This is a genomic window from Parasphingorhabdus cellanae (assembly GCF_017498565.1).
Classification (GTDB): Bacteria; Pseudomonadota; Alphaproteobacteria; order Sphingomonadales; family Sphingomonadaceae; genus Parasphingorhabdus; species Parasphingorhabdus cellanae.
The window spans coordinates 770017-794928 of sequence record NZ_CP071794.1 but is presented as its reverse complement, the minus strand read 5'-3'; the positions used below and the strand labels follow the sequence as shown (position 1 = coordinate 794928).

Here is a 24912-nt window from a genome sequence, read left to right as displayed (position 1 = left end):
GATGCTAAGGCGATTCACAGCTATATTCCTGTTGATCGCCGCAGCTGTGCCCGGCGTCCTTTTCTGGCAGCGTCGAAGCTTGCCCTATAATGAGCAGGGTCGCTATTTCGACGCTGCTCAGGGGGTGGTCTACGAGGCGCAAGCGGTCACGATGTACGGCGGAATTGCGGTCGTTCTGATCATTATAGGCGTGATCATTCTAGCATTTGGTCGGCGGCGTGACGGATGAGGTAGCCGAAGTGAAAGTTGTGCCGGTGGGTAAGAACGAGACATACATCATCACTCGTCATGCTGAACTTGATCCAGCATCCAGAGCGGAATACACCGACCAACATTCTGGATCCCGGATCAAGTCCGGGATGACGGAATATGCTATCACTGGATAAACGCAACAAACCAGCGGAGTAAACCTGTCCCATGGCCCTGTCTGCCGCCGCCTTGCTCACCCGTCTTCAGGTCTATGATGGCCGGGCGGTCAGCATGCTGGGGGAGATTGAAGCCGAATATGGGGGCGAGGCCGCTTATCTCGACGCAGTGATCGCGCTCGCCGCGCATGATCAGGCGGATGTGTCGAGCGGTGCAACCTGGCTGATCAAGGCGGCGCTCGAACGCGGGGAGGTGCTTTCGGCGGCGCAGAGCGAAGCCTTGTGGGATGAAATTCCGGCGATCCGATACTGGCAGGCGCAGCTGCATATCTGTCAGAGCGCGGCCTATCTCAGCTTCTCCGCCGACGGCGCAGCAACCATGGATCGCTGGCTCACGCCGCTGCTTCATCATGACCGGCCGTTCCTGCGCGCCTGGTCGGTGGACGCGCTATGCCGGATCGCTGTCCAGCACCCGGAATATGGCACGGCCGCCCGCGATGCCGCGCGCGCCGCGGCCAAAGACAGCACCGCCTCGGTCCGCGCACGGGTGCGCCAGCTGGGCGATGTGTTGGCGGATATCTGAACCCGGCAAATGCGCATCCCATACAGGATATTGTTGCAGGCCGTGGCGAAGCGATTGCTGTTTCGATTTCAAAGGCTTCTTCTGATTTTTGCATTGATTAAATTGGGAACGCTCTTAACGTTATAGCGATCGTGGGGATCGCTGCCCTATCGAACAACAGCAAAACTCGGGGGAGTGGGCAATGATAAAATCTGTACGCGCAAGTCTGTTTGTCAGTCTTGGGCTTTTGATACATCCAGTGACAGCTAAGGCAGAAGACGAACGGACCTGCATACCGCAAAGCGAATTCGACACGGCATTTCGCGATGCGGTTAGAGGGCCGGGACCTGCCGTCTCAACCGCGCGCTTTGGTCTGCGGTCACTTTGCTCAGGAAAATCTTTTGCCACACGGCTGCAGGAACTTCGCGACCAGGCATTCCCGGAAGAAAAAGCAGACCGGGATCGCAAGCATGAAGCGTTGATGGAAGAGGCGCGAGTTGAGCACGCCAAGGCCGAGAACAGGCGGCGTATTGAGCAGGCGCGGGCGGACGAGCTGGACCGCTTATATTATCTCGCCGAAGTCGCAGAGCAGGAGCGCCGGATAGAGATTGCGCGGGCCGAGAAAGCGGGTGCCAAGCTACGTGCCGCCAGGTTGGAGCGGCTATATGCCAGCAGCGTGCCGGGGGAGGATTTGACCACCGCTGTCGTTGTCAAAGGCAACGCGGCGGACAATCGCGCCGTGGAGCAGGCGATGAATCAGGTAGATGCCATCATCAGAGCGGATGCCAGTTCGTGGGGATGGAATAGCTACCTGCCTGGCAGTGTCTATGACACGCAACTGCTCAGCCGCAACTCGGCTTACGGCAATTATGTCATTTTTTCCCGATTCAAATATCGCGATAACAAGCATGGCTGGGTCAAAATTGAATATGCGGCGCGAAAGTTCAAATGCCTGACCTTCCATGATGATGACTACGAGTGCCGCCAAATCAAAGACTCGAAATCTTCCCGATTAATGGCGAACGTGAGCAGCGAGCTTTTTTGGGCAATTGTGGGCAGAGGATTCAAGCGGCTACGCTGATTTTGACACGTGCCTAAATCCAGCCTAGCGTTGCAAGGGTTCCTTGTGGTGAGCTGCGACACAGCGCCGCAACCGGATAACAGGGAACCAAGTATCATGACCATTGAGAACCCCGCCTCAATCACCCCGCAAAGCGTAGAGCAATGGCGCAAAGACGGACAATTTGTCGACTGGCAGGGCCACCAGATATTCGTCCGCACCGGTGGCGACCCATCCGCGCCGCCGCTTCTCCTGCTCCACGGCTTTCCGACCTCCAGTCTCGACTGGCTGCCGATGTGGGCGGAGCTCACCGCGCGCTATCGGGTGGTGGCGTTTGATTTTCTGGGCTTTGGCTTTTCCGACAAGCCGACGCGGCATCCTTATGATCTGCAGGAACAGAGTGATCTCGCGGCCTATCTGGCCGAGACTTTATTGGGTCAGGGTTTTCATCTGCTCGTCCATGATTATGGCGTCAGCCCGGGGCAGGAATTGCTCGCGCGGCAGGGCGAGGGCAAGATGGCGCACGAATTGCTGAGCTGCGCCTTTCTCAACGGCGGCCTGCTCCCCGCGCAGCATCGCGCGCGGCCTATTCAAAAGCTGCTCACCGGACCCTTTGGTTGGCTGTTCGTGCGCCTGATGAACCGGGAGCGTTTCGGCAAAAGCTTTAGCGAGGTTTTCGGCAAGGATACGCAGCCCGGCGCAGCGGAACTCGACGCCTATTGGGCCGTCATCCGCACAAATGGCGGCCACCGGCTGCAGCATAAGCTGCTCCACTATATCGCCGACCGCCGCACCCACGGCCCCCGCTGGGAAGCCCAGCTGACCCACCCGCCATGCCCGATCGCGCTGATAAACGGCACCCAGGACCCGGTCTCCGGCGGCCATCTGGTCGACGCGGTCGCGGCACTGAACCCGGAGGTGCCTGCATGGCGGCTGGACCATCTGGGCCATTATCCGCAGACCGAAGGGGCTGCGGATGTGATGGCGGCTTATGCGGAGTTTCGGGGTGGGTTGTGATTGGAAGCTTTATAAAAGGCCGGGACGATTTGTCTGCCAGTTCATGAGTTTGTTAGCAGCGACAGTCTCACGAGGTAGCGCTATGATTTTGACTTGAGCGGTAGATACTATCAACGAATATAACGCACTATTGCTGTTGACTGGTTTGAACCTCGGAACTAAACAAACTATACTAATAAAGGGGCGTATTTCGTGAAAGTAAAACTTGTTCCAGCATTGCTGTTATCAACGGCATTGGCTAGTTGTGGAGGAGGCAGTTCTTCGAGTTCGCCTCCGGTTACTCTGCCATCGACACCAAGCCCCACCCCGACGCCAACACCTACACCTGCCCCAACCCCGGCACCGACCCCAACACCGACGACAACGTTGGTTACTGACAATAATACCCGTTTTTCGGCATTAACCGGTGATCGTCGCTATTTCGCAGCTTGTCATGGATATTTTCTGTCTAACTCGGCGCCAGCTGCACTAGCAGAATTTGCCGACAATGGCCTCATCGCTTTTCTGGAATCCAGCGAAACTTATCGCGTCAGGGACCGAACATTGCTATCGGAAACCTTCGCATTGTCTGATCAGATTTCCCAAACGGCGCTTGTCATACAATATGAAAAACCGGCGGCTTTTGACAATCGGACCGACAGCTTTTCATTGATTCAGACTCGACCGGTGAGCACGCTGTTGAACAGTGATGCTCCGGTCGAATATCTTCGAGTTTCAGAAACATTATTAAATGGTGTCAATGCAGATCAGTCAACAAAAACAAGCTGTGTTTTGGGTGCTCCGACACCTATTGCGGACGCGCTCAATCAGTCCAGTCTGACCTATAACCCCTTTGATATTACTGGGGTTGCGCTAGTAAAGGAAAACGGCGTTTTTCAGGAGTATGAACTTGACGCGAGAAGCGTCCAGCTCAAGGTTTCTCCCTTCAATGGTAGCGCAACGATAGAAATCGATTTTATTGGAACGCGGGAGGGAAATACCATTGACCTTGGTGGATTTACCGGGCAATCAACAATGGGTTTGGAGCTTCTTACGCTGTCAGGCACAATCTTACCGAACGGTGGTAGTTTCGGGGGGGTAACAGCACTAAACGGTGCTTTGTTTGGCCCATTCGGCGGCGAATATGGTTTGGCTTTCAGCTATTTTCGGCCAGAACCCAATGCGGTATCGGTAAATGATGTTGATCTTGTCATTCAGGGCACCGTGAGCGGTTGGCTCGAACCTTAGCGGCTAGCACTGAGTTTTTTTGGCCAGCGAGCAGTCTTCGTGTCGCGTTACTCTGGTAACTGTAGCCGGTCGCGCGAACCTGATGTGCGCCATCAAAATTAGCAAAATCAACCTTGATCCGTAACCCTCACCAAATTCCAGTCATAGCCAAGCTCTCTCACCCGCGCCTCAATCCGGGCACGCACTTGCGGCTCGGGCTGCGCCTGACGGGTGAGCATCCACAGGTAGCGCCCGCTGGGTTCGCCGACAATCGCCCAGCTATAATCTTCCGCCCGGTCCAGCACCCAGTAATCGCCGTAAAAGGGGCCGAAAAAAGAGACTTTCAGCTTCGCATTCCGGCTGCCCTCGACGATTTTCGCCTTGCCGTTGGCGGTGGTGGTCTTGCCTTCTTTGGTGCAGCTGTTGATGACCTTGATCTTGCCGTCATCGCGCAGGGAATAGTCGGCGGTCACGCCGTCGCAGCCTTTTTGAAACGGCGCTTCATAGCGCGCCATTTCAAACCATTTGCCGAGATAGCGATCCAGTTCCACCGCCTTGGCGGGCTCTGGCACCGCGCTATTGCCGACGGGTCCGGGCTTGCCACCGCAGGCGCTGATCAGGGCAAAGGATATCAGGCTAAGCGAGAGCTTTAGTTTGGCGGATAGTTTCATGATGGTCTCCATAGCGATGCAGCATAGCTAGGCGCGCGTGAGCCGACTATGAATAGGGGGTTTGGTGCCTATAGGGATCGCGCCGATGCTCTGGCCGATGCTCAAGCTGCGCGGGCGGGTTTTATGACTTTGCCGTTCCGATCATCCGCACAGACAACCCGGTTCCGGCCTTGTTCCTTGGCGTCATACATCGCACTGTCCGCGCTCTTGAACATAGCGGAAAAGGCGCTCGCAGGGCCATATGCTACACCAAGCGAGCCAGTGACCCGCAGCCGCGCGGGCCAGTCCGGATGCGTCAGTTTCGCCACCGCGCTGCGCAGGGTTTCTGCGATTTCGGCGGCATCTGCTTGATGGTCGGGCGCATTGCAGTCGGGCAGGGCGATAATAAATTCCTCACCGCCCCAGCGCGCGGCCAGGGCATCGGGCGCCGTTTTGTCCAGTGTTTCGCGGATACAGGCGCTCACAGCGGCGATCACCTCGTCGCCCTGGCCGTGGCCATAGCTGTCGTTGACCTGTTTGAAATGGTCGATATCGAGCAGGATCAGGGGGGTCGGGATATTTCCGAGTTCCGCAATGCGTTCGTGCAGGGCGGAGCGGTTCAACAGGCCGGTCATTCTGTCATGCTGTGATAGCCACGACGTGCGTCGCAGCTCTTCCGCCAGCCGCTGGCTCAGCCGTTCGACCTCAATCCCGTCATGGCAGCTTTTATGCGCCTGAAGATTGACCGCCTTGGCAATGATGAACAGGGCGATACACATGAAGGCCAGTGCGAGTTCGGCAAAACTGCTGAAATCCTTGCCAAACAGCCATATCCCCGCGACGACCGCCGCCGTAAATCCGCCAAGCAGCGGGAAAGCAATGCCGGCAATCGGCGCGGCGAGCAGGACGGATACGACCATGGTCACCAATATCGTGACCCAGGTGGTCAGCACCGCATCCGATCCGCCAATCAGCGTCCCGACGTCGAGCATCATCGCGGCCCATATGATGCCGCTGGATGCCTCGGCGACCATCCACAGGCTTTTGCGGATCGCAGCGCTTTTGCCCGCCTCAACGGCACGGCGCAGCCATTGCGATGTGCCGGCAATGGCCAGCTGTGCCACTATTTGCAGGCCCAGAAACATCCATAGGGCGCGGTTATCGGTCAGGCTCGCTATCCATCCGATCACGGCGACCGGTATGATAACGCTAAGCTGTCCGGCAATCCGCCGCTCCAGCCCGTCGAGCATCAGTTTGCGCGCGACTTCGTCTTTGCCGATATCGGGAATGTCCGGTGAAACGGTATAGCTGTCCTGATAGGCGGCGTTCGCCATTCCATTCCCCGTATTAGAGTGAGGAACTTTCTTATGCGGTTTTGGATAACAGATTGTTAATGGGCGGAAAAAATGGCCGCTGCGATGGTACGAAAGAGCGAAAACCAAGGCACTTTCCCAATAGGTCCCATCTTTGCTAGGGTTTTAAAATGATCCAGGCTGATACACCGCTCATTATCGAAGTTTCGCTCAACGGCTCGGTCAAGCCGGAGCAGAACCCAAATGTCCCCTATGAAGATGATGATATCGTCGCGCAGGCGGTCGAATGTATGGAAGCGGGGGCGGCGCTGGTGCATAACCACACGCGCGATCCGGTGTTCGGGAAGACGGGGGCGATGGATGCGGAGGATTATGCGCGGCCGTGGCGCAAGCTGCTCGCGCTTCGCCCCGATGCGATATTGACGCCGACCATGCCTGCCGATCCGGGCGGGCCACAATCAGATAATGTGCCTGTGGAGGTGCGCTTTGCCCATATCGAAGCGATGGCGCAGGAAGGCTTGATCGCGCAGGGCCTGTGCGACCCGGGCAGTTTCAGCGTGTCCGTGCCGACGGAAGATGGCGTGTTTGCTCCGACGCAGCTGGTCTATCGCAATGACGCGCATGACAGCCACTATTATGTCGAGGCCTGCCGCCGGTTGAAGCTGGGCATGAGCATCTCGATCTTTGAACCCGGCTTTGTAAAGTTCATCATGGCGCTGCACCGGGCCGGAAAATTGCCGCCGGGCGGGATCATGAAATTCTATTTCGGGGCGGACAGCATGTCGTTCGGGTTGCCGCCCACGGCCAAGGCGCTGGACGCCTATCTGGAGATGATTGAGGGCAGCGATCTGCCGTGGTCCGTGTCCGCTTTTGGCGATGATTGTGTCGGCTGCGGTCTGGCGGAAGAAGCGATTAAACGCGGCGGCCATGTGCAGGTCGGGATAGAGCCCTATGGCGGCCCGCGCACGCCGACCAATGTCGAACTGGTCGAGGAAGTCGTAGCATTGGCCGGGCGTCTGGGGCGCCCGATTGCGACGCCGGAGCAGGCGGCGGCGATGTTGAACCTGCCGACCTATCCCGTGCCCTTTGCCGCATAGACCGCTTTGATCAAGCGATGCGGTTGACGAAGCGGTAGCGCGGTGGAACAACTGCAGTCATGAACAAACGGATTAAAATTCCAACCTTTGGAGCCGCGCTGCTGGCCTTAAGCGCCTGCGCCTCCAGTGTATCGCCAGCCGGCGAGCCAGCATGGAGCACCATGGCACCACCGGAGCAGCGTGAGCATATTGTCATCACCGGCTTTGAATGCGGCGACAATTGCTATCTCAACTATCGACCAAAAGACAGGCCGACAGGCGAGCGGAAAACGGCGCTGTGCAGCACCGGGATCTGTGCGGACTGGTATACCGAACAGGAAATGCCCGCAGCCTATATCGGGCGCGGCGCGACGGTGACGCTTGGCATCGGGCAACAGGTTGACGGCGGCGGCAATGTTATGAGCGATGATTTTCCGGAAATTAAGGGGATTGTGCTTGACCCCGAAGCCCCATGAGCGACCCGCTCCATATCGGCATACTCGCCCATAGCGCGGAAGGCGCGACCCTGTCTTACCGCACGGTCTGGCATGAAGGCGTGCGCAAGATGGGCGCGCATGACCATCCGCGGATCACGATGAGCGGCGGAGCAATGGCGCCAACACTGGAGTTATGGGAACGCGACGATCTGGCGGCACTGCGGCAGATTTTCCGGGAAGATGCCGAGCGGTTGGCAGCCGCAGGCGCGGATTTCTTTATCCTGCCCGACAATACCGCGCATATTGCGCTGGAGCAGCCCGGTCCGGATTTTCCGATCCCTTGCCTGCACATTGCCGAGGTCGTTGCCGCGCAGGCAGAGGCGGACGGGCGGCGGCATATAGCTGTGCTCGGCACCAACTGGACGATGGAAGGCCCGGTGTACAAGGATGCATTGGCCCGCCGGTCACTGGAGCGTTCCATCCCCGCAGCCGATGATCGAGAGATCATTCATACAGCGATTTTCGACGAACTGTGCCTTGGCGATTTCCGCGATGAGACGCGCGCGGAATTTATCCGGATCATCGGCAATCTGCAAAGCAAAGGCTGTGACGCCGTGGCGCTGGTCTGCACGGAAATCCCGTTGCTGATCACCGACGAGACATCACCGCTGCCGATATTGGACAGCACCCGCCTACAAGCAAAAGCCGCCGTTGCCGTGGCGCTAGGTGAGCGGGTAATGCCAATCTGGTCGGGCGGCGTGGTTTGAGATTAAGCGCCAGATGACGGCCGCAGATCACAACGTAGAACGGGAGCCGCGATGTGCAGCTCCCGCTTGTCATTAGATGATAAGGCGCGTCAGGCCTTGAAGCTGGCGAGCGCGTCGCGTTCCACTTTCATCAAAGCGCGCTTGTCTTTGGCAAAGGCATTTAGCGCCTCGGCCACGGGTTTCGCGAAGAGTTTCTCCGGCACTGGCAGCGCTTTCAATCCCTTCATGTCGCCGTTGATCGTGGCTTTGAGCTGCTCGGCTGGCTTCATTGTTGCCTCGACCATCTTGCCGAGGACGAGCGCTTCAAACTCTTCTTCGTCAACATCAATCCGGCCAAATTCGCGGCGCATGTCAAACAGCTTCTTGCGCGGAATTAACTCCAGCTCCCACACGAGATCCCAGATCCGTTCGGTGACCCAGCATGGTCCGTAATAGAGCTTGAGGTGTCGGCGCAGCACATGGCCGAGCTCCAGCGTCGGCGTCTTGGCGTAATATTCCTGAAATCCGGGATATTCGATATGGCTCGCCACCACCGATAGATACAGGCAACGGGTCGAGAATCCTGGCGGATTGAGCCAGGTCGCGAGGTTGATGAAATATCGGCTGATCTTTTTCCAGTCATCATTATCGGCGGCCTTGATCTGGTCGATATTGACATTCATCCAGTGGTGCCAGGTCGCATCCGTCGCTACCCGTCCGACATCGGCGGGGTGCCCGTCATAGACAGAGATCATCGGATTATTGGTCCGGCCGGGTTGCTCACCCTTGCTGAAATTCCAGTCATCGCTGTCCAGATTGCTGCCAAAGGCAATTACCTGCGGTTCTGGTTTCGATCCGCCGCCAACAGCATTGGGATATTCCAGATCACCATTAAACTGTTTGGTCGCGCTGAGGTCAGGGGAATTGACGCACAGGCCTTCATGCGCGTGGTCCGGCATCACATCAATCGGCCCGAGCGTGGGATGGCATAGCACTGGATGCGGCCGCTTGCGCCGAAACGGGAAAGGCCAATAGGCCGAGCGCCATGTGGTCCAGCGGATCGGTTGCACGGTCAGGTCGCCCTGATGCGCGCCGTTGCTCAATGATCCTGGTCCGCCGGCCTGAAAATTCGCCACCGGTTCGGGTGGGCGCAATGTGTCAATCCGGTCCGGGCTGCCGACAGGCGGTACGCCATCGGCATTGGTCCAGCGCCGCATCGTGCCCAGACGGGGGATTTTCCGGCACATGGATGCGCCCAGAACATGATGGTCTCCGGTGCCGAACAGGCCGCCTTTCTTCTCCGACATCCATTGGTCGAGCCGTTCGAGCTCCTGATCATTGGTCGGATTGTTGCTCGCCTGATCAATGATCGCATCATTGGTGCTTGCGGTATTGGGATTGATACCAAAGCACCAGATTTGCTCATATTTATCAATCACATCGGTTCCGCCATCCGTCATGTCAAATTCAAACCCGGTATATTTGAAACCGTTCGGTCCGGGATTGGCAATGACTTGCGGAGTGGACCCATTACGGGTCGCAAGGTCGATGCGAAATCGCATACAACCAACCTCTGCACTGCGGATCAGGTCGATCACCGCACCGACGCCGAAACCGCCATTGGGCGAGATCGAAATGCCGCCATCAACGACGATCAGGATATCGACATAAGTCTTCAATCGCCACGCCTTGAGCCATTCTTTCAACTGCGGCTGAAAAGCCTCGTGGATCATTACATCTTTTAAAAATTCTGCTGGTTTTAACATCGTCAAACTCCGTCGTTCAGGGTTTGACGCAGCACTATTGCTGCGCCGAAGCGCGACCCGTATTTGAGTTTTTTGTGCGACTCGTCGTTGCGACCCAACAGACTCTCGATCAAACTGATCGATGTACATGTAATAGATTGAACGCTATTTGAGAAAATAGGCAAAATTCGACATATTCTGGATTATCACGCATAAAAATCGAATAAGATTCTGATTTTATATGTAAAAAATTACATTGAGGCGTTTGGCGCCCATCAAGTTTGCGAAGTGCGGATATTAAAAAAACCCGCCCAAAGCATAGCGCAGGCGGGTTTGATATATAATGGTTGGAAGTGGCGCTAGATCAGCGTGCCTTTTGAACAGCAGGCAATAACAGACCAATATAATAGCGCACTTGGTCCCAGCTAAAATCATCGCTGGCAGATTTGGCATGGGCCGGAGCCGCAGCCGCAGCAAGGGTCAGGGCAATCATCGGGATCATCAGCTTTTTCATCTATCGTCTCCATCGTTGTTGATGGAGCGGTTATGACGGCATGATAATTTGGACCGGGTGATGGGCGTCACTTGTCGCAGAAAAAATGGTTAACCATCTAATAAAAAAAGAAAGTTTATACCGCTGCTATATTGTCGGTCCGGCGTTCTAGTCCGCTGCCCGTAGCTCACTTCCCAGTTTCAGAACCTCATCGCCATCCTCTTGCTTGATCAGATAAGCGGGGTTGTCTTCGCTGCCGTTGCGGGTCACTTCACTGCCTTTCAGGGTGCGGGTGACGTCGCGTTCGAAGCGGTCGGTGATTTGGCCCTTGGCGGTACCATTGCCCCAGTCCCACTCGACATATTGGTTGGTTTGAAAGCTGTTGCTGTTCGCCATGACGTGCTCCTGTTTGGTTACGTATTACATACGGGTACATGAGGGGAAGGTTCCGTTGACTTGGGTGCCCCCGGGCTATCTTAAAAACACGACTATCGTAAACACGCACTATCATAAACTCGCATTTCCCTTGGCCAAGCCGCATGCCAGTTTGCTGGTCAAAGGAGCCCGCGCCAATGCAAACCGACAGCAAAACTGTCCAGACCGAAAAATATAGCGTTCCCTTTGTCGAGCGCACCGGGATGCGGCCAGCCGAAAAGCGGGCGGGTTATGTGAATATGCTGATGCCGCTTGCCGGGAATGAAAATCATGTCGGCGTGATGTATATGGGCGCTTTTACAGTGCTGGCTGAGGCGGCCGCCGCGACCCCGGCGATTGATTTTCTCGACAAGCAACGCTTTTTTCCGATCATCAAGGATTTATATGTCGATTTCCGCAAACCGGCGTCCAGCGATGTGACGGCGGAATATAGTTTGAGCGCGGATGATATTGCTGCCTTGCAGGCTGATCTGGAGCGCAAGGGCTCTGCTGGATATCTGGCCGAGATGCAGATTAAAGATGTTAGCGGCGAGACGGTGGCCGAAGCGAAGGTGACGGTGAAGCTCTTGAGCCATGGGTTCAAGAAATAGGGATGGCCGGTTTTGCTGCCCAATCTGCTTTCCTACAGGCATGCGCTTCTGTTATGTTCGCCGCATGACTAGCGGAATATATCATCCCCGCCGCATAAGATGGGCAGATTTTTTGACGTCTTGGCGAAACGCTTCATCGCCGTCAGCACTCTGTTCAACCGAATTTCACCACCATTTTGCGTATAATGTGTAGAATTTCTGGTCCTGAAAAATTCGTGATGGAAAACCCATGATCAAACTGACTTTCTGTCTTGCCCGTCGTCCCGAAATGCCTCGTGAGGCCTTTCAGGATTACTGGCGCACACACCATGCGCCCAAGGTCATGGCGGCCAAAGAAGCGCTGGGGATTAAACGCTATGTTCAGTGCCACAGCTATGCGATGCCGATGGCCGAAGCGGCGGCAGAGGCGCGGGGCATAGCAATTGGCGATAATGTCCATGATTTTGATGGCGTTGCAGAGCTTTGGTGGGAAAGTCGGGAAACTTTTGAAGCGGCTTTGGCCACCGAAGAGGGGCAGCGTCATGGCAAAATCCTTGCCGAAGACGAAGCGACCTTTATCGATTTTTCCCGCAGCCGTTTTTTCATGGTGGAGGAAAATGTGGTGATTGGTGACTAAAAGTTGGCAATGCTAGGGACAGCAAAAAGGGAGAGAGAAGATGCGCGCTTTGGGATTGATTTTGGCAGGGGCGATCCTGGCCGTACCGGCATTGGCACAAGACGCCAAAAAGCAGGGGGAGAAGAACTGGTATCCCAGCAAATATGGTGCAGAAGATACCAAGGGTGCGATGAACAACCTGTCGCCCGCTGGCACAATCGAGGCGGCGAAGCTGGTCAAAACCGGCAAGACTTATGCTTTGGGCGTTGTGACGGGGCCGACGACCCCCGCTTATCCGCCGCGATCCTATAGCGCGACGATTCTGCAATCCAATGACGGGCAGGGCGGCGCAATGGGCGCGAATAAAGTCACCGCGCATGATGATATTATTCACAGCTGGGTTGGCATCGGTACCCAGATTGACGGCTTTGCGCATCTTGGCATCGACCATCATTATTATAATGGCGTGAAGGGAAACGAGCTCTATTCCCCCGCGGGCGTAACGCAATACGGAACGGAAACGATCCTGCCGACTGCGACGCGCGGTGTGCTACTCGATATGACGAAATATTATGGCAAGGCGGTGCTTGATCCGGGTACCGCGTTTAACCGTGCAGAGATTGACGCAGCGGCCAAGGCGGCGGGCGTGACGATCAGGAAGGGCGATGTGGTGTTATTCCACACCGGCTGGATGACAAAGAGCGCCAGCGATCCGCAAGGCTACATTGCGCAGCAGCCAGGACTGGGTGTCGAGGGCGCGGAATATCTTGCTTCGCTGGACGTGGTGATGATCGGAGCGGATACCGCAGCGCTAGAGGCGATCCCGTTTGAAGATCCCACCAAGCCGTTTATCGTGCACCAGACTTTATTGACCAAACATGGCGTGCATGTGCTTGAGAGTATCAACACGGCAGAGCTGGCCAAAGATGGAGCGACCGAGTTTATGTTCGTGCTGGGCCAGCCGCGATTTAAAGGCGCGGTGCAGATGGTAATCAATCCGGTGGCGATCCGATAGCCGGCCGGTAGCGGGCCGGTCGCAACCCTATCCGGATTGAGGGGCGTATAGCGCCTCCACCTGAGCGCCGGTCAGATTTTCGGTTTGTTCGGCCAGGCTGTAATAGTCCGGCTTATCGTCAATATAGACTTGTGTCGTGAAGTTCAGACCCTCTTCATTGTCGAATATCGCACTGGCAATCATATATTGGCCGGGTTCTTTCAGGCGGTAGAACAGGTTGGTGCCGCAGGCTTTGCAAAAAGCCCGCTCCGCCCATTCGGAGGAGTTATAAATGGCGATATGGTCTTCGCCCGTTATGGTGACATCGGTGCCGCAATCCAGCTCAAAGGCCGGGCCACCGCCCCAGCGCCGGCACATGCCGCAATGGCAGGCACCGACCTCGCTGCTGGCCTGATGCGCGGTGATCTGGACGGCACCGCACAGGCAATGGCCTTTGTGTTCGCTTGTTTCGGGCGTCTTGGCGGTATTGGTCATCTTCGCTCTCCTGCTGCAAATTCCTTGCGGGATTATATGGGAGATAAGGAGCTGATCAATTGACCGGGATCAACAAGTGACGAGGCTTGGTGCGGTATCAGGACAGGGCAGGTATGATCCAGACCAGCGACATCGCAATCAGCGCGGCGAGCAGGGAAATTCCCAATACCCATCGCACCCCGTGGGGGCTGGTTTTGTTGCTGGCTTCCTTCTCCGTGACTGAGACTTCATCTCCGTGGCGTTCCATTGGGCCTTCCTTCCAAAATTTCGCTTCTGGACGAAGCATAACATAGTTTTGATAAATTGTTCAGGGCCGGGCCAGAGGCTGTGGTTTCTTGCGGTGAAACGGCCAGTTGATGACATTGCCAGCGATAAGGGCCCACCAGATGAAGACAGGCTGAAACAGCAGGCGCGGGCCATGATAGGCCCAGCTGGCGGTCTCTCCGCCAACCGCGATATTGTTGATCGCATGGTTGATATTCGCCGGAAACACGCACAGCGCATAGAGTGCCAGCCCGATCCCTGCGGCATAGCGGATGTGCGGGACCAGTGTCGGCGGGATGAGCAGGCCGATGGCTCCGGCAATTTCTGCCACGCCGGTCAGGAAAACGACTTGCTCAGGGAAGGGTACCCAGTCGGGTGTAATTGCCAGGAACCCTCCGGGGCTTCGAATGTGCGCGATCCCAGCGAGCAGGTAGAAGACTGCTAATAACAGCCGGAAAATTCTACGCAAAATCGAGTCTTTTTGGTGGTTGTTCATCGGCTTCTCCCCATACGCGCGACAACTGTGACAAAAAATGCGGTCGACCAACCGAGCAGGATGATGCCATTGACGCCTTCAATCGCAGCAACCATTCGCCAGGCCTCGGCAAATCCGTCATCATCATATCCCGTGGTCGCATAAGTAATGGTGGAAAAATAGACGGCATCCGAAAGAGTGGGTAACGCATCGAGTACCAAATAAACAAAAGCATAAGCCCATATTTCGATGCCATGAAGGACGAATAGCCCAAGTACGAGCGTCAAGGTTACCCCGACACCGCGCAGCGACATGGGATGTATATGCTCTTCCGCTTCCTCGCGGGCCTCGATCCTTAAAAAGCGGGCCAGCGCAAATATTCCGGTCCCGTGAATGATAACGGTAAGCAGAACCATGCCGGTGCTAACGAGAAGGGCTGGAAGCATGAATAGACTGTGCGCAAAGACCGACGTTCACGTCAAGCGATGATCGCGCTTAGTCCCCCCAGGGCGGCGGCGGTGCATCGACCGGTTGGGCCAGATCAAACGCCACGCGGAAAAAACGGCCACCCGATGTTTCGGGGCGGCGCAATTCATAAGCGAAACGGGCTTCTTGCTCACCCGGTGGGCTGATCTCAACCGCCCAAGTGTTGGTGACCGATTGATCAAGACCTGCCGTTTCGAACAGCGCGATGGATTCATCATCGACCGGAAACTCCTGACGATCTTCGGAGCCATCGTCTGCCGTATCGCCGCCATAGTTGCTGACCGTATCGAGCGACCCGTCTTCATGGCGGTGCCGGTGCTTCAGACGCAGGCCGTCCTCGGTGCGGGTGATAATCCATGTCCGCGACCGGTTCCACGTTCCGTCCGCCTGACTGATATGGAATGGGATTTGAATCTCGTTCTGATCGCAGGTTGCCACGTGCATGATCATTGGTTGATCCATCATATCCGCGTCGGCTTCCTGATCCGAAACAAGCTTTCCGGGATAGGCTTTGCCGCAAAGCATCGACAGCCGCTCAAAATAGACGTCCTGCGGCGATGGATCAGGGGCAATTGGCGGTGGGCCCGGCTCGCAAGCAGAAAGGGCGGTGATCAGGATGGCAGCAGATACTGCTCTGGAGATAGTAAGAGTCTGTTTCATAAGACAAAGCGCTACACTCTATCGTCTGCGAGGGAAAGAGCCGCGATGGTGGCATTGCGCAATAAATTCGGTTAACGGCTTGGCATGTTAAAGAATATTCCCATTGCCCCGCGCGTGCTTGGCCTGGCCGGCTTGTTGCCGCCATTGTTCCTGACTTTGGCCGCTCTATTTGGTCCGCCCGAATGGCAATGGAGCGCGCTGGCTGTGGCCTATGCCTATGCTGCGTTGATATTCAGTTTTCTCGGCGGGATTTGGTGGGGGCTGGCGGCCATGCATGAAGACGCTCCGGATTGGGTATATGTGGCGGCTATTTTGCCGAGCCTGATTGCGCTTGTCACTTACATACCTTGGATATTGGGTCTGTCGTGGCCGGGTCCATCGATGCTGTTGCTTGGCCTGTGCATTATCGCATCGCCGCTGGTGGATCAGCGATTGGTTGCAGCGGGGATCGAAACTGCCTGGCTGTTGACGTTACGCTGGATTTTATCTGTCGGATTGGGAATATTGACTTTGACAATGGCGGCCATCGCACTGATTTCAACGCCGTAATGGCTCGCATCGGCGCATCGCCGCTGCCAAGCGGTTTGCTAACCAGCGAATAGACTGCTATGGGCCGCTGCAGCTAATAATCGCGTACGACGAAATTCTTGTTTAGCGGCCCATAAAACGGCCCGCATGCTCTTTTTTCCTTTTTCTCGACGTTGGCGACCCCGTCTGGTTCCGCCTATAAGCAGGACCAGATATAATTAAGTTATGAATAGGAATAAGAATATGCCTACAGGCACAGTAAAATTTTTCAACGCAGACAAAGGCTATGGCTTTATCGCTCCTGAAGATGGCGGCGATGACAGCTTCGTGCACATCACGGCCGTTCAGGCTGCCGGCATGCAGACGCTCGAAAAAGAGCAGCGCATCACCTATGACGTTGAAACCGGCAACAATGGTAAAAAAGCAGCTGTAAACCTTCAGCAAGCCTAAACTATTCGGTTAAAAATTTGGAAGGGCGGGAGCGCAAGAGCGCTTCCGCCCTTTTTTGTCTGTCCTACAGGTCGGTTGATATGTATTATCTCGATCTGATCTTAGCAGGGGCAATATCTTGAAAATCGCGTTTCGTATTTTAGTGGCATTGGCCGTCATTCTGGTCGCTGCATTTTTCATATTTCGAACGCCCGATACAGATCGGGCAGAAATGATCGCCAAATATAGCAATGAGGCTTCGCAATTTCTCGATGATGGTCTTGGCGGGCAAATCCACTATCGCGACGAAGGCAACAAAGATGGCCCAGCGATCTTGCTTATTCATGGTTCGAACAGCCTGCTCCAAACTTGGGAACCGGTTGTGGCCTTGTTGGGCGAAAAATATCGATTAATCTCGCTCGATCTATATGGCCATGGTCTTACTGGCCCGCAGGCGAATGGCGATTATAGCGCCGATGCGAATATAGCTGCGGCGGTGAAAGTTCTGGATACATTAAATGTTGAACAGGCTTATTGGGTTGGTAACAGCATGGGCGGCTGGCTGTCGTGGCGCGCCGGTCTTGCGGTGCCGGATCGGGTTTCAGGGCTTGTGTTAATCGATGCCTCAGGCGCGCAAACGGAGGAAAAGGTAAAGCCCTATCTTGGCGCGCGATTGGCGCAGTCATCTATCGGGCAATTATTATTACCGGAAATCACACCAAAATTTCTGGTGCGATCTTCGCTGGAAGAAAACTTTGCCCAGCCGGAGCGGCTGACTGATGAACTGGTGACCCGCTATTGGGAATTGCTGCGCTTTCCCGGCAATAGGGAAGCCGCGGTAACGCGCGGAAAAACAGCGCGGGAACCAGAAAAATGGACAGAGGTCGGGACCTTAGAAATGCCCGTGCTGTTGCTGTGGGGAGAACAGGACAAAGTAATTCCGCTGTCTCATGCGAAGGCATTTGAACAGGCGATACCGGGTTCGAAGCTGATTACCTACGCGGATGCAGGCCATTTGCCGATGGAAGAAACACCGGATCAAGTGGCTAGAGATATTGGCACCTGGATCGAAGGAACCGAAGCGATGAAAACGGCGGAAGGGGAGCTGGAAGAGGCTGGTTAGGCCTGATCTACTCCTGCCTTTTGAAGCTCTGGCTTCAAACGCCCGGTTAGCCAAAGACCCCACATTTTAAAATCGGCGAATAGCGACCATAGCGGATAAGTGAATGTTGCGGGACGATTTTGCTCGACCCGCCAATGCGCAATCCAGGCGAAAAAATAGCCCGCCAGCGGCATGGCCAACAATAGTGGCCAGTTGGTTGTGACAATCGAATAGAGGGCGATCAGCACGACCAGACTGGTTCCGACATAATGCAAGTTACGCGTTGCCGGTTTCGCATGCTCTTGCAGATAGAAAGGCCAGAATGTTGCAAAGCTTTGATGTTCTTTTTGCCTATTTGTCTTTGGTCTGTTCGTCTCTGGTCTATTCGTCGTCATCCACGGTCTCCGGCAGGTCGTCATGATCGGTGCTGGCATAATCTTCCAGCTGCGCTTCCGTCATGCTCTCATACATATCTTTCGATGCCCCTTGCAAGTCGCTGACTTTGGTTTCTCCGCGTTTCGCAGACAATGCCGCACCGGCCGCTTTTTGCTGCGCTTTCGATTTTGCTGGCATATCGGTCTTCTCCTTCTTGTGCTTCCTCATAAGAATACGCAGCATAAGGTGAAGGGTTGCTGTTCAAACCGGCGGTAAAGACCAGTCGATTGGCGGCAACTCATTGGCTTCCAGAAAGGCATTGGTCTTGCTGAAATGCTTGCACCCGAAAAAACCATTATGCGCTGATAAAGGGGAAGGGTGCGGTGCCTTCAGCACCAGATGCTTTCCGCCTTGCTCAACGCTTTGCACGAAGCCCGCTTTCTTCTGGGCATAGCTGCCCCATAGCAGAAACACGACCGGCTCGTCCTTCGCCGCAATCAGGCGGATAATCGCGTCGGTAAATTGTTCCCATCCCTTGCCGCGATGCGAAGCTGCCTCGGCTTGTTGAACAGTCAATACGCTGTTGAGCAGTAATACACCTTGTTTGGCCCAGGATTCGAGGAAACCATGAGATGGACGCGGCATCCCAATATCGCTTTCCAGTTCCTTGTAGATATTGACCAGCGAGGGCGGCGGCCTGACGCCCGGTCGCACACTGAAACACAGCCCGTGCGCCTGTCCTGGTCCATGATAAGGATCTTGTCCCAATATGACGACACGCACCTCGTCCAGCGGCGTCAAATCCAGCGCTCGGAAATACTCGCTACCCTTTGGGAAAACTGTTTTGCCTGCGTCTTTCTGCTGAATCAAAAAAGTGCGAAGATCCGCCATATAGTCACTCAAGAACTCGGGAGTGAGCGGTGTCTTCCAGCTTTCATGCAATTTAATGCGATCAGTTTCGGTCATATTCGACAGATAGCAAAATGTCCGCGATTGGCAATCGAGCAGCGACATTGCTTGCTAGTTTCGAAATGGGACTTTACGATATTGGTTAAGAAAACGATCCAATTACCATAGTTTATGAGAATATTCCCTATGACTGACTCTAACATCCCCGTAATCTCTGCCACCGGCCTATTCACGCCAACCGACAGCATCAGTAATGAAGAACTGGTTTCCAGCTTCAATGCCTATGTTGATTTGCACAATAGAGAAAATGCTGAGGCTATCTCTTCCGGCGATATTGCGGAACTGCTACATAGCTCGGTTGAATTTATCGAGAAGGCTTCAGGCATCAAATCACGCTACGTGTTGTCGAAGGATCCGATTTTGGATCCAGAGACCATGTGCCCACGAATACCAGAACGCCCAGATGAGGAAATATCGATCCTCGCCGAAATTGGCGTTAAGGCCGCGAAACAGGCGCTGGAACGGGCAGGGCGCAAAGCGGAAGATGTGGATGCAGTGCTCTGCGCGTGTTCCAATTTACAACGGGCCTATCCTGCAATTGCGGTTGAAATACAGGATGCGTTGGGCATTGGTGAAGGTTTCGGTTTTGACATGAATGTCGCCTGTTCGTCTGCAACATTCGGTATCCAGACGGCAGCGGATTATATCCGTTCGGGCAGCGCGAAGTCGGTGTTGGTAATAAACCCGGAAATTTGTTCAGGGCACCTAAACTGGCGCGACCGGGACAGCCATTTTATCTTCGGAGATGTTGCTACAGCGATATTGGTTGAAGCAAAAGATATCGCTCCGGCGGCGCATTGGGAGATTGTCGGGACGAAGCTCAAGACGCAATTCTCGAATAATATCCGCAACAATTTCGGCTTCCTTAATCGGACAAGCCCGGAAACCCGGGACGAGGCCGACAAGCTTTTTGTTCAGGAGGGGCGCAAGGTTTTTAAGGAAGTGGTGCCGATGGTCGCGCAGATGATTGTTGATCAAGCGGAACGGCTGGGCATAGAGGCTTCGGACCTTCGGCGCCTATGGCTCCACCAGGCCAATGCCGGGATGAACCGGCTTATCGCGCAAAGAGTTCTGGGGCATGAAGCCAATGACGATGAAAGTCCTACGGTTTTGGACACCTACGCGAACACCTCATCGGCGGGATCGATCATTGCGTTCCATAAACATAGCGCTGATCTAGCCAGCGGCGATATTGGACTTATTTGTTCTTTTGGCGCAGGATATTCGGCAGGAACGGTTTTCGTACGAAAAGTCGCATAAAAGGGGAGAATATGATGACGATGACAGGGCAATGTCTTTGCGGATCGGTGAGCTATACCGTTAACGGAGACCCGCAGATGTCGGGTGTTTGTCATTGCAAAAACTGTCAGCGCCAATCAGGCAGTGCTTATTCGGTGTTGTTTGGTATTGCCAATGATCAACTGGGTATCACCGGAGATTTGACGACCTATGAAGATACCAGCGAAACGGGGAATGTTGTCGAGCGGCATTTTTGCCCGAAATGTGGTTCGCCGTTGCTTTCCACGTTACTAACACAGCCTGGTATGACCTTTGTCAAAGCCGGTACGCTGGACGACACCAGTTACATTAAGCCGCAAGTACATTTTTGGACCAAAAGCGCGCAAGATTGGGTTACGATCGATCCCAATGTGCCGCAAATTGAGGGTAATCCGGGTTAGGACCGCCCCATGACCAGTATAAGAGCCCGGCTGCTCGCCAAAGCCCTTCCGCTTACCGGTTTGAAAGCCATATTTTCCGATGAAGCAAAGCTGAAAGCGAATGTTGCGAAGGCGCGCGCCAAGAAAGTTGCTGCGCCGGGCAAGGCTATCCATCGTAAATTCGATGTCACAGAAACTGTCAAAGACGGTCATCCGATATTCACCTTGTCACCGCAATCCGGAAGCGGCCGCCGGATTTTATATATTCATGGCGGTGCCTATGTTCTGGATATGCAGCCGGGATATTGGGGCCTGTTAGGAGAGATGGTGCATCGCACGGATGCCGCTGTGGTCGCGCCTTGTTATCCATTGACGCCAGAGCATGACTGGCAGCAAAGCTATGACTGGATGATGGCGGTCTATGACGAACTTGTCGCCGAAGTTGACGCTGACAATATCATCATCATGGGAGACAGCGCAGGCGCCGGTTTCGCGCTTGGATTGACGCAGATATTGCGGGATCAGGGCAAGGCAATGCCGCATAAAATGGTTCTGTTGTCGCCTTGGCTAGATGTTAGCATGACCGATCCGATGCAGCCAGCTCTGGCTAAGAAGGACCGCATATTGGGCATAGATGGCCTGCGTGCAGCCGGCAGGTGGTGGGCCGGTGAAAGTGGTGAAGTTGGTGCGCCACCGGTGAGTCCATTATTTGGGAGGCTTGACGATTTGCCACCCATCGCCGTTTTTACAGGGACATTCGATTTGCTTTGGCCTGATGCCAGAAAATTCAAAGAAAAGGCGGAGGCTGCTGATCTGTTTTTGAACTATTTCGAGTTTCCCGCAATGCAACATGTCTGGATGCTATTCCCAATTCCCGAAGCAAAAAAAGCGCGTCAGCAGATTGCCGCTTTCATCAACGCTGATCTTGAGGCTAACGCTAAGTGATCAGCAAGCGTGCGCGGTTTATCAATTTCATCCTACGTTTGCTGAAGGTTCAGCAGCGGCTGGCTGACTATGATACCGGGATGAAGTTTCTGGCGCGGGACCGGAAAAACGGTCCGGCACGTCCCGGTCGATGGTTCAAGAAACATACTCAGATCAATGAGCACAGTATTGATGGCCACAAGATATATGAGATTGAACCGAACCAAGGGGCAAGCAGACATCATATTTTCTATCTGCACGGCGGCGGATATGCTTTTCAGATCGTGCTCGTCCATTGGGCGACGATCAAGAAACTCATCAAGGCCGCCGGGGCTAGTGTCACGGTTCCGCTTTATCCGCTCGCGCCAGAGCATGATTGGTCGCAAAGCTATCCGGTCGTCATGCAAGCCTATGAGAAGGCAGCTGCCAAATATGGCGCGCAGAATATAACCGTCATGGGTGACAGCGCGGGCGGCGGCTTCAGTTTGGGTCTGACCCAGATGCTGCGTGATCAGGGTAAACCATTGCCGGGCAAGGTCATTCTGTTGTCCCCGTGGCTCGACGCAACCGCCAGCGATCCGTCTCAACAAGAGCTTGAACAGCATGATGTTTTGCTTTCGGTACAAGGCGCGCGGACCGCAGGGCAGTTCTGGGCCGGGGAGGGCAATGATCCATCGGCTTTTCCGGTCAGTCCTCTCTTCGCTTCGATAGATAATTTGCCACCTATAGCTTTGTTTTGCGGCAGTCATGACTTGCTCTATGCCGATGCTCTGCGTTTGAAAGATAAAGCAAAGAAGCACCGCGCTGATATCGCACTTTATGTCGGTGAAAAGATGCAGCATGTTTGGATGCTGCTGCCGATAAGAGAAGCAAAACTAGCCCGGGAACAGATAATTGCTTTCATTACGCGCTAGATGTCGAGCCAGGACACTTAGTCATTTAACGCGCGACCTCTTTCGACAACGGCTAGCCGCCGCTGTTCAACCTCTTCCGCGCTTACGCTGTCGTTGTAAGTATCCGTAACCTGCTTTTCCAATGCCATAGCATCTTTGAAATTGCGGTCATATCCATCGAGGATGAGCCTTTTGTAAGTCTTGAGAAATTCAGGATCGATCGTTGCCATATCGGCCGCCAGCACTTGGGCTGCCGGCATCAACTCTGCCGGTGTATAGACATGATTGATCAGACCCCAGGCACAAGCCGTCTCGGCATCCAGAAACTGCCCGGTAAAGCTGAGTTCGCAAGCGCGAGACAAGCCGATATAGCGCGAAAGTTTCTGCGACAGACCCCAGCCGGGAATGATACCGACACGGGCATGGGTGTCTGCAAAGCGCGCGTTAATGGAAGCGATCAGCACATCGCAGGACAGCGCCAATTCGAACCCGCCAGTTATGGCTACTCCGTTTATCGCGCCAATGACGGGGACGCTTAGTTTCTCAAGCGCTCGGCAAGGATTACTCGTTGGTTTCTGGTCTGTCGCAGCTCCTAGTCCAGATGACCCCAGTTCCTTGAGATCTAGTCCGGCGGTAAAGGCACGTTCTCCCGCCCCTGTAACAATCACGGCTCGTATATCGTGATCTGCCGCGATATTTTCGCAGGCGTCAAAAAACTCTCTGCGCAGAGCGTGCGACAGGGCGTTCATGGCTGCTGGCCGGTTAAGCGTAATGGTCGCGACGCCGTCGGCCTTGTTTAGCAGGACCAACGCCATTAGTCATCGTCCCCCGCTTCATATTTCTCAGCAATTTGTGCCCCGAGACCAGCAGTCATTTCAAATAATTTTTCAGGGTCGCTTTGACGTAATTGGGCGAGCATTAATTCCGGGCCTTCGGCAATGATGAGTTCTGGCGCTTTATTGGCAACGGCTTCGATTATTTGACGTGCACATTCGGAAGGTTCCATACCATTGTCGATCACCGCATCCGATTTATCACGCCTGGATCCATCTTTCGTCAGTGCATTGCGGGATACATCGGTACGGATAGAGCCGGGCAATATGTTGGTGACATAGATGTTGTGACGGAGCTCGGTTTCGGCTCGCAGTGCATCCATATAGCCAATCAGACCATGCTTGGCTGCGCAGTAAGCAGTCCGCAATGGCACGCCAATGCGTCCGGCCACTGAACTAATCCCGACGATATGGCCTCCGCCCGCATTGATCATATGCGGCAACAGCAGCTGGGTCAGCCAGATTGGCGCAAGCAGGTCAACATTCACGATCTGATGATACACATTGGGGTCGGTGTCCAGCGCCAGGCTTCTTTGGCTAATCCCGGCATTATTAATCAGGACATCAACACGGCCTTTCCACTGCTGCGCCTCAGCAACTTTGGCGGGGAGCACATCATAATCGGTTGTTTCGAAAGGGAGCAGTAATGCGTCGGTTGTAATGTCAGCTGCAACCGCCTCCAAGGCGGCTACCCGGCGACCGGATAAAATGATATGTGCGCCTTGCGCTGCAAAGGCCTTCGCGAGCGCTTCTCCGATTCCGGATGAAGCGCCTGTGATCCAGACTATTTTATCAGTGAAGTCCATCGCTTATTTCCTTTTATCCGTCATTTCGGACGCCTTCAGCTTTCGCCAGCCAATATAACAGAGCATGAGCATTACGATATTACCTAAAGCGTCAATCAAACCCATTTGCGTGAACACAGGATCATGAAAGGTGAAATAATAGTTGAAACCAAAAAAGGGCAACAAGGCAATGCCGTACACTAAGAATGTCGTCGCGGTGAACCGAGCGAAAGCCGCAAATAGACCTGCCAACAAAGCTTGAGCGCCAAAGCAGGCCATCATAAACGGCAAAATGCGCCCTCCGACACGATATTCGGGCAGTAAGACGGTGTCGATTACATGCTGTGGGAAAAGGGTGGCCCATCCACCCAATATGAAGAATACCAGCGCGATAAGATATTGAATACGCTGAGGTGTCATCCGGGGCCTATCTGCTTTTAAGCGTCTTTCTTGATAGTTGGTGCACCCTCGCCCAAATCTTCAAACCAGGCTTCCACCTCGCCATTTAACTTTATGAGCAAAGGATTGCCTTTGCGGTCCAAGGTCTTGCCAGCCTGTACCTTGACCCAGCCTTCAGATACGCAATATTCCTCGATATTATGCTTGCGCTCCCCGCGGAAATTGATGCCAATCCCACGTTCCAGCAATTCACCACCATAATATTTGCTCCGCGGATTAATGGCGAGATGGTCAGGTGGGGTGTCTGCGCCAGACGGGCTTGTCTTTGCCGGTTCTTCGGGAGTGTCGGTCAT

General features: G+C 54.6%; 35 protein-coding genes. 18 read left to right on the top strand and 17 right to left on the bottom strand.

The features are described from left to right. The first annotated feature begins 1 nt into the window (after nt 1). From J4G78_RS03975 to J4G78_RS03955, 5 genes are all read left to right on the top strand, one after another. Complete coding sequence (locus J4G78_RS03975) at nt 2-229, top strand: hypothetical protein (RefSeq protein ID WP_207988675.1); 228 nt, start codon at nt 2-4, stop codon at nt 227-229. 188 nt (nt 230-417) lie between these two features. After that, a complete protein-coding gene (locus tag J4G78_RS03970) occupies nt 418-948 on the top strand; it encodes a hypothetical protein (protein ID WP_207988674.1) in 531 nt (176 codons plus the stop codon). A 181-nt stretch (nt 949-1129) separates the two neighbouring features. Continuing rightward, nucleotides 1130-2008: an efflux RND transporter periplasmic adaptor subunit gene (locus J4G78_RS03965; protein WP_207988672.1), complete on the top strand. Its 879-nt coding sequence runs from the start codon at nt 1130-1132 to the stop codon at nt 2006-2008. 48 nt (nt 2009-2056) lie between these two features. Then, on the top strand, nt 2057-3004 hold the full coding sequence (locus J4G78_RS03960; RefSeq protein ID WP_243457214.1) for an alpha/beta fold hydrolase: 948 nt from the start codon (nt 2057-2059) through the stop codon (nt 3002-3004). A gap of 192 nt (nt 3005-3196) precedes the next feature. Then, nucleotides 3197-4231, top strand: coding sequence for a hypothetical protein (locus tag J4G78_RS03955; protein WP_207988670.1), 1035 nt, complete (start codon nt 3197-3199; stop codon nt 4229-4231). Between the two features lie 107 nt (nt 4232-4338). Here J4G78_RS03955 and J4G78_RS03950 read toward each other — a convergent pair whose 3' ends face one another. Together J4G78_RS03950 and J4G78_RS03945 are read right to left on the bottom strand one after the other, a co-directional pair. Further along, a complete protein-coding gene (locus tag J4G78_RS03950) occupies nt 4339-4881 on the bottom strand; it encodes a lipocalin family protein (protein ID WP_207988668.1) in 543 nt (180 codons plus the stop codon). Nucleotides 4882-4982: 101 nt separating this feature from the next. After that, nucleotides 4983-6194, bottom strand: a complete 1212-nt coding sequence (locus tag J4G78_RS03945) for a GGDEF domain-containing protein (RefSeq protein ID WP_207988666.1) — start codon at nt 6192-6194, stop codon at nt 4983-4985. A 149-nt stretch (nt 6195-6343) separates the two neighbouring features. Between J4G78_RS03945 and J4G78_RS03940 the strand changes: the two genes are divergently transcribed. From J4G78_RS03940 to J4G78_RS03930, 3 genes are read left to right on the top strand one after another with little or no spacing between them, the layout of a single operon-like run. Further along, a complete protein-coding gene (locus J4G78_RS03940; protein WP_207988664.1) occupies nt 6344-7270 on the top strand; it encodes a beta-keto acid cleavage family enzyme in 927 nt (308 codons plus the stop codon). A gap of 59 nt (nt 7271-7329) precedes the next feature. Then, nucleotides 7330-7725 (top strand): hypothetical protein, encoded by a 396-nt coding sequence (locus J4G78_RS03935; protein WP_207988662.1) that lies wholly within the window; start codon nt 7330-7332, stop codon nt 7723-7725. Further along, on the top strand, nt 7722-8453 hold the full coding sequence (locus tag J4G78_RS03930; protein ID WP_207988660.1) for an aspartate/glutamate racemase family protein: 732 nt from the start codon (nt 7722-7724) through the stop codon (nt 8451-8453). Before J4G78_RS03935 ends, J4G78_RS03930 begins: the two co-directional genes overlap by 4 nt. 89 nt (nt 8454-8542) lie before the next feature. Here the strand turns inward: J4G78_RS03930 and J4G78_RS03925 are convergent, their stop codons facing one another. From J4G78_RS03925 to J4G78_RS03915, 3 genes are all read right to left on the bottom strand, one after another. Continuing rightward, complete coding sequence (locus tag J4G78_RS03925) at nt 8543-10198, bottom strand: hypothetical protein (RefSeq protein WP_207988658.1); 1656 nt, start codon at nt 10196-10198, stop codon at nt 8543-8545. Between the two features lie 343 nt (nt 10199-10541). Further along, complete coding sequence (locus J4G78_RS03920; RefSeq protein WP_207988656.1) at nt 10542-10691, bottom strand: hypothetical protein; 150 nt, start codon at nt 10689-10691, stop codon at nt 10542-10544. A gap of 147 nt (nt 10692-10838) precedes the next feature. Next, the gene (locus tag J4G78_RS03915; RefSeq protein WP_207988654.1) at nt 10839-11066 is read right to left on the bottom strand and encodes a hypervirulence associated TUDOR domain-containing protein; all 228 of its coding nucleotides are present in this window, start codon (nt 11064-11066) and stop codon (nt 10839-10841) included. A 176-nt stretch (nt 11067-11242) separates the two neighbouring features. Here J4G78_RS03915 and J4G78_RS03910 point away from each other — a divergent pair, with 176 nt between their 5' ends. The 3 genes from J4G78_RS03910 to J4G78_RS03900 all read left to right on the top strand — a co-directional run bounded on the left by J4G78_RS03910 (nt 11243) and on the right by J4G78_RS03900 (nt 13305). Beyond that, nucleotides 11243-11695 (top strand): PaaI family thioesterase, encoded by a 453-nt coding sequence (locus J4G78_RS03910; RefSeq protein ID WP_207988652.1) that lies wholly within the window; start codon nt 11243-11245, stop codon nt 11693-11695. 229 nt (nt 11696-11924) lie between these two features. Then, complete coding sequence (locus J4G78_RS03905) at nt 11925-12311, top strand: EthD domain-containing protein (protein WP_207988650.1); 387 nt, start codon at nt 11925-11927, stop codon at nt 12309-12311. 40 nt (nt 12312-12351) lie between these two features. After that, complete coding sequence (locus J4G78_RS03900) at nt 12352-13305, top strand: cyclase family protein (RefSeq protein WP_207988648.1); 954 nt, start codon at nt 12352-12354, stop codon at nt 13303-13305. A gap of 27 nt (nt 13306-13332) precedes the next feature. On the opposite strand, the gene J4G78_RS03895 is transcribed toward J4G78_RS03900, so the two are convergent. The 5 genes from J4G78_RS03895 to J4G78_RS03875 all read right to left on the bottom strand — a co-directional run bounded on the left by J4G78_RS03895 (nt 13333) and on the right by J4G78_RS03875 (nt 15664). Continuing rightward, the gene (locus J4G78_RS03895; RefSeq protein WP_207988646.1) at nt 13333-13779 is read right to left on the bottom strand and encodes a GFA family protein; all 447 of its coding nucleotides are present in this window, start codon (nt 13777-13779) and stop codon (nt 13333-13335) included. A 97-nt stretch (nt 13780-13876) separates the two neighbouring features. Beyond that, nucleotides 13877-14026 carry a hypothetical protein gene (locus tag J4G78_RS03890; protein WP_207988644.1) on the bottom strand — a complete coding sequence of 50 codons (150 nt, stop codon included), beginning with the start codon at nt 14024-14026 and terminating at the stop codon, nt 13877-13879. 60 nt (nt 14027-14086) lie between these two features. Further along, complete coding sequence (locus J4G78_RS03885; protein WP_207988642.1) at nt 14087-14539, bottom strand: DoxX family protein; 453 nt, start codon at nt 14537-14539, stop codon at nt 14087-14089. Further along, entirely contained in the window at nt 14536-14964 is a 429-nt protein-coding gene (locus J4G78_RS03880; RefSeq protein WP_243457213.1) for an ion channel, read from the bottom strand. Before J4G78_RS03880 ends, J4G78_RS03885 begins: the two co-directional genes overlap by 4 nt. A 49-nt stretch (nt 14965-15013) precedes the next feature. Then, a complete protein-coding gene (locus J4G78_RS03875; RefSeq protein ID WP_207988640.1) occupies nt 15014-15664 on the bottom strand; it encodes a hypothetical protein in 651 nt (216 codons plus the stop codon). Between the two features lie 84 nt (nt 15665-15748). Here J4G78_RS03875 and J4G78_RS03870 point away from each other — a divergent pair, with 84 nt between their 5' ends. The 3 genes from J4G78_RS03870 to J4G78_RS03860 all read left to right on the top strand — a co-directional run bounded on the left by J4G78_RS03870 (nt 15749) and on the right by J4G78_RS03860 (nt 17744). Then, nucleotides 15749-16213 (top strand): DUF3429 domain-containing protein, encoded by a 465-nt coding sequence (locus tag J4G78_RS03870; RefSeq protein ID WP_207988638.1) that lies wholly within the window; start codon nt 15749-15751, stop codon nt 16211-16213. A 222-nt stretch (nt 16214-16435) separates the two neighbouring features. Continuing rightward, complete coding sequence (locus tag J4G78_RS03865) at nt 16436-16642, top strand: cold-shock protein (protein WP_207988636.1); 207 nt, start codon at nt 16436-16438, stop codon at nt 16640-16642. 118 nt (nt 16643-16760) lie between these two features. Next, nucleotides 16761-17744: an alpha/beta fold hydrolase gene (locus J4G78_RS03860; RefSeq protein WP_207988634.1), complete on the top strand. Its 984-nt coding sequence runs from the start codon at nt 16761-16763 to the stop codon at nt 17742-17744. On the opposite strand, the gene J4G78_RS03855 is transcribed toward J4G78_RS03860, so the two are convergent. The 3 genes from J4G78_RS03855 to ung all read right to left on the bottom strand — a co-directional run bounded on the left by J4G78_RS03855 (nt 17741) and on the right by ung (nt 19064). Next, the gene (locus tag J4G78_RS03855; protein WP_207988632.1) at nt 17741-18118 is read right to left on the bottom strand and encodes an Mpo1-like protein; all 378 of its coding nucleotides are present in this window, start codon (nt 18116-18118) and stop codon (nt 17741-17743) included. The genes J4G78_RS03860 and J4G78_RS03855 overlap by 4 nt on opposite strands. Next, nucleotides 18105-18296 (bottom strand): DUF3008 family protein, encoded by a 192-nt coding sequence (locus J4G78_RS03850; protein WP_207988630.1) that lies wholly within the window; start codon nt 18294-18296, stop codon nt 18105-18107. The genes J4G78_RS03855 and J4G78_RS03850 overlap by 14 nt, the downstream gene beginning before the upstream one ends. 63 nt (nt 18297-18359) lie before the next feature. Then, nucleotides 18360-19064 carry a uracil-DNA glycosylase gene (gene ung, locus J4G78_RS03845; RefSeq protein WP_207988628.1) on the bottom strand — a complete coding sequence of 235 codons (705 nt, stop codon included), beginning with the start codon at nt 19062-19064 and terminating at the stop codon, nt 18360-18362. 129 nt (nt 19065-19193) lie between these two features. Between ung and J4G78_RS03840 the strand changes: the two genes are divergently transcribed. The 4 genes from J4G78_RS03840 to J4G78_RS03825 are packed head-to-tail and all read left to right on the top strand — an operon-like array spanning nt 19194 to nt 22563. Next, nucleotides 19194-20327 (top strand): beta-ketoacyl-ACP synthase III, encoded by a 1134-nt coding sequence (locus J4G78_RS03840; RefSeq protein WP_207988626.1) that lies wholly within the window; start codon nt 19194-19196, stop codon nt 20325-20327. Nucleotides 20328-20338: 11 nt separating this feature from the next. Then, nucleotides 20339-20746: a GFA family protein gene (locus J4G78_RS03835; RefSeq protein ID WP_243457212.1), complete on the top strand. Its 408-nt coding sequence runs from the start codon at nt 20339-20341 to the stop codon at nt 20744-20746. Nucleotides 20747-20755: 9 nt separating this feature from the next. Continuing rightward, nucleotides 20756-21670: an alpha/beta hydrolase fold domain-containing protein gene (locus tag J4G78_RS03830; RefSeq protein ID WP_207988624.1), complete on the top strand. Its 915-nt coding sequence runs from the start codon at nt 20756-20758 to the stop codon at nt 21668-21670. Beyond that, nucleotides 21667-22563 (top strand): alpha/beta hydrolase, encoded by an 897-nt coding sequence (locus J4G78_RS03825; protein ID WP_207988622.1) that lies wholly within the window; start codon nt 21667-21669, stop codon nt 22561-22563. The genes J4G78_RS03830 and J4G78_RS03825 overlap by 4 nt, the downstream gene beginning before the upstream one ends. 17 nt (nt 22564-22580) lie before the next feature. Here J4G78_RS03825 and J4G78_RS03820 read toward each other — a convergent pair whose 3' ends face one another. Genes J4G78_RS03820 through J4G78_RS03805 form a run of 4 tightly spaced genes read right to left on the bottom strand, consistent with a single transcriptional unit; the run spans nt 22581 to nt 24912 of the window. After that, nucleotides 22581-23357, bottom strand: a complete 777-nt coding sequence (locus J4G78_RS03820) for an enoyl-CoA hydratase (RefSeq protein WP_207988621.1) — start codon at nt 23355-23357, stop codon at nt 22581-22583. After that, nucleotides 23357-24181, bottom strand: coding sequence for an SDR family NAD(P)-dependent oxidoreductase (locus J4G78_RS03815; RefSeq protein WP_207988619.1), 825 nt, complete (start codon nt 24179-24181; stop codon nt 23357-23359). The genes J4G78_RS03820 and J4G78_RS03815 overlap by 1 nt, the downstream gene beginning before the upstream one ends. A 3-nt stretch (nt 24182-24184) precedes the next feature. Continuing rightward, a complete protein-coding gene (locus J4G78_RS03810) occupies nt 24185-24580 on the bottom strand; it encodes a hypothetical protein (RefSeq protein ID WP_207988617.1) in 396 nt (131 codons plus the stop codon). Nucleotides 24581-24597: 17 nt separating this feature from the next. Beyond that, nucleotides 24598-24912, bottom strand: a complete 315-nt coding sequence (locus J4G78_RS03805) for a DUF3297 family protein (protein ID WP_207988615.1) — start codon at nt 24910-24912, stop codon at nt 24598-24600.

Excerpts from the sequence above, each read along its gene's own strand:
- J4G78_RS03975 (WP_207988675.1), top strand. The coding sequence starts at position 2 with ATGCTAAGGCGATTCACAGCTATATTCCTGTTGATCGCCGCAGCTGTG.
- J4G78_RS03970 (WP_207988674.1), top strand. The coding sequence starts at position 418 with ATGGCCCTGTCTGCCGCCGCCTTGCTCACCCGTCTTCAGGTCTATGAT.
- J4G78_RS03965 (WP_207988672.1), top strand. The coding sequence starts at position 1,130 with ATGATAAAATCTGTACGCGCAAGTCTGTTTGTCAGTCTTGGGCTTTTG.
- J4G78_RS03950 (WP_207988668.1), bottom strand. The coding sequence starts at position 4,881 with ATGAAACTATCCGCCAAACTAAAGCTCTCGCTTAGCCTGATATCCTTT.
- J4G78_RS03945 (WP_207988666.1), bottom strand. The coding sequence starts at position 6,194 with ATGGCGAACGCCGCCTATCAGGACAGCTATACCGTTTCACCGGACATT.
- J4G78_RS03940 (WP_207988664.1), top strand. The coding sequence starts at position 6,344 with ATGATCCAGGCTGATACACCGCTCATTATCGAAGTTTCGCTCAACGGC.
- J4G78_RS03935 (WP_207988662.1), top strand. The coding sequence starts at position 7,330 with ATGAACAAACGGATTAAAATTCCAACCTTTGGAGCCGCGCTGCTGGCC.
- J4G78_RS03930 (WP_207988660.1), top strand. The coding sequence starts at position 7,722 with ATGAGCGACCCGCTCCATATCGGCATACTCGCCCATAGCGCGGAAGGC.
- J4G78_RS03925 (WP_207988658.1), bottom strand. The coding sequence starts at position 10,198 with ATGTTAAAACCAGCAGAATTTTTAAAAGATGTAATGATCCACGAGGCT.
- J4G78_RS03920 (WP_207988656.1), bottom strand. The coding sequence starts at position 10,691 with ATGAAAAAGCTGATGATCCCGATGATTGCCCTGACCCTTGCTGCGGCT.
- J4G78_RS03915 (WP_207988654.1), bottom strand. The coding sequence starts at position 11,066 with ATGGCGAACAGCAACAGCTTTCAAACCAACCAATATGTCGAGTGGGAC.
- J4G78_RS03910 (WP_207988652.1), top strand. The coding sequence starts at position 11,243 with ATGCAAACCGACAGCAAAACTGTCCAGACCGAAAAATATAGCGTTCCC.
- J4G78_RS03905 (WP_207988650.1), top strand. The coding sequence starts at position 11,925 with ATGATCAAACTGACTTTCTGTCTTGCCCGTCGTCCCGAAATGCCTCGT.
- J4G78_RS03900 (WP_207988648.1), top strand. The coding sequence starts at position 12,352 with ATGCGCGCTTTGGGATTGATTTTGGCAGGGGCGATCCTGGCCGTACCG.
- J4G78_RS03895 (WP_207988646.1), bottom strand. The coding sequence starts at position 13,779 with ATGACCAATACCGCCAAGACGCCCGAAACAAGCGAACACAAAGGCCAT.
- J4G78_RS03890 (WP_207988644.1), bottom strand. The coding sequence starts at position 14,026 with ATGGAACGCCACGGAGATGAAGTCTCAGTCACGGAGAAGGAAGCCAGC.
- J4G78_RS03885 (WP_207988642.1), bottom strand. The coding sequence starts at position 14,539 with ATGAACAACCACCAAAAAGACTCGATTTTGCGTAGAATTTTCCGGCTG.
- J4G78_RS03880 (WP_243457213.1), bottom strand. The coding sequence starts at position 14,964 with ATGCTTCCAGCCCTTCTCGTTAGCACCGGCATGGTTCTGCTTACCGTT.
- J4G78_RS03875 (WP_207988640.1), bottom strand. The coding sequence starts at position 15,664 with ATGAAACAGACTCTTACTATCTCCAGAGCAGTATCTGCTGCCATCCTG.
- J4G78_RS03870 (WP_207988638.1), top strand. The coding sequence starts at position 15,749 with ATGTTAAAGAATATTCCCATTGCCCCGCGCGTGCTTGGCCTGGCCGGC.
- J4G78_RS03865 (WP_207988636.1), top strand. The coding sequence starts at position 16,436 with ATGCCTACAGGCACAGTAAAATTTTTCAACGCAGACAAAGGCTATGGC.
- J4G78_RS03855 (WP_207988632.1), bottom strand. The coding sequence starts at position 18,118 with ATGACGACGAATAGACCAGAGACGAACAGACCAAAGACAAATAGGCAA.
- J4G78_RS03850 (WP_207988630.1), bottom strand. The coding sequence starts at position 18,296 with ATGCCAGCAAAATCGAAAGCGCAGCAAAAAGCGGCCGGTGCGGCATTG.
- ung (WP_207988628.1), bottom strand. The coding sequence starts at position 19,064 with ATGACCGAAACTGATCGCATTAAATTGCATGAAAGCTGGAAGACACCG.
- J4G78_RS03840 (WP_207988626.1), top strand. The coding sequence starts at position 19,194 with ATGACTGACTCTAACATCCCCGTAATCTCTGCCACCGGCCTATTCACG.
- J4G78_RS03835 (WP_243457212.1), top strand. The coding sequence starts at position 20,339 with ATGATGACGATGACAGGGCAATGTCTTTGCGGATCGGTGAGCTATACC.
- J4G78_RS03830 (WP_207988624.1), top strand. The coding sequence starts at position 20,756 with ATGACCAGTATAAGAGCCCGGCTGCTCGCCAAAGCCCTTCCGCTTACC.
- J4G78_RS03820 (WP_207988621.1), bottom strand. The coding sequence starts at position 23,357 with ATGGCGTTGGTCCTGCTAAACAAGGCCGACGGCGTCGCGACCATTACG.
- J4G78_RS03815 (WP_207988619.1), bottom strand. The coding sequence starts at position 24,181 with ATGGACTTCACTGATAAAATAGTCTGGATCACAGGCGCTTCATCCGGA.
- J4G78_RS03810 (WP_207988617.1), bottom strand. The coding sequence starts at position 24,580 with ATGACACCTCAGCGTATTCAATATCTTATCGCGCTGGTATTCTTCATA.
- J4G78_RS03805 (WP_207988615.1), bottom strand. The coding sequence starts at position 24,912 with ATGACCGACACTCCCGAAGAACCGGCAAAGACAAGCCCGTCTGGCGCA.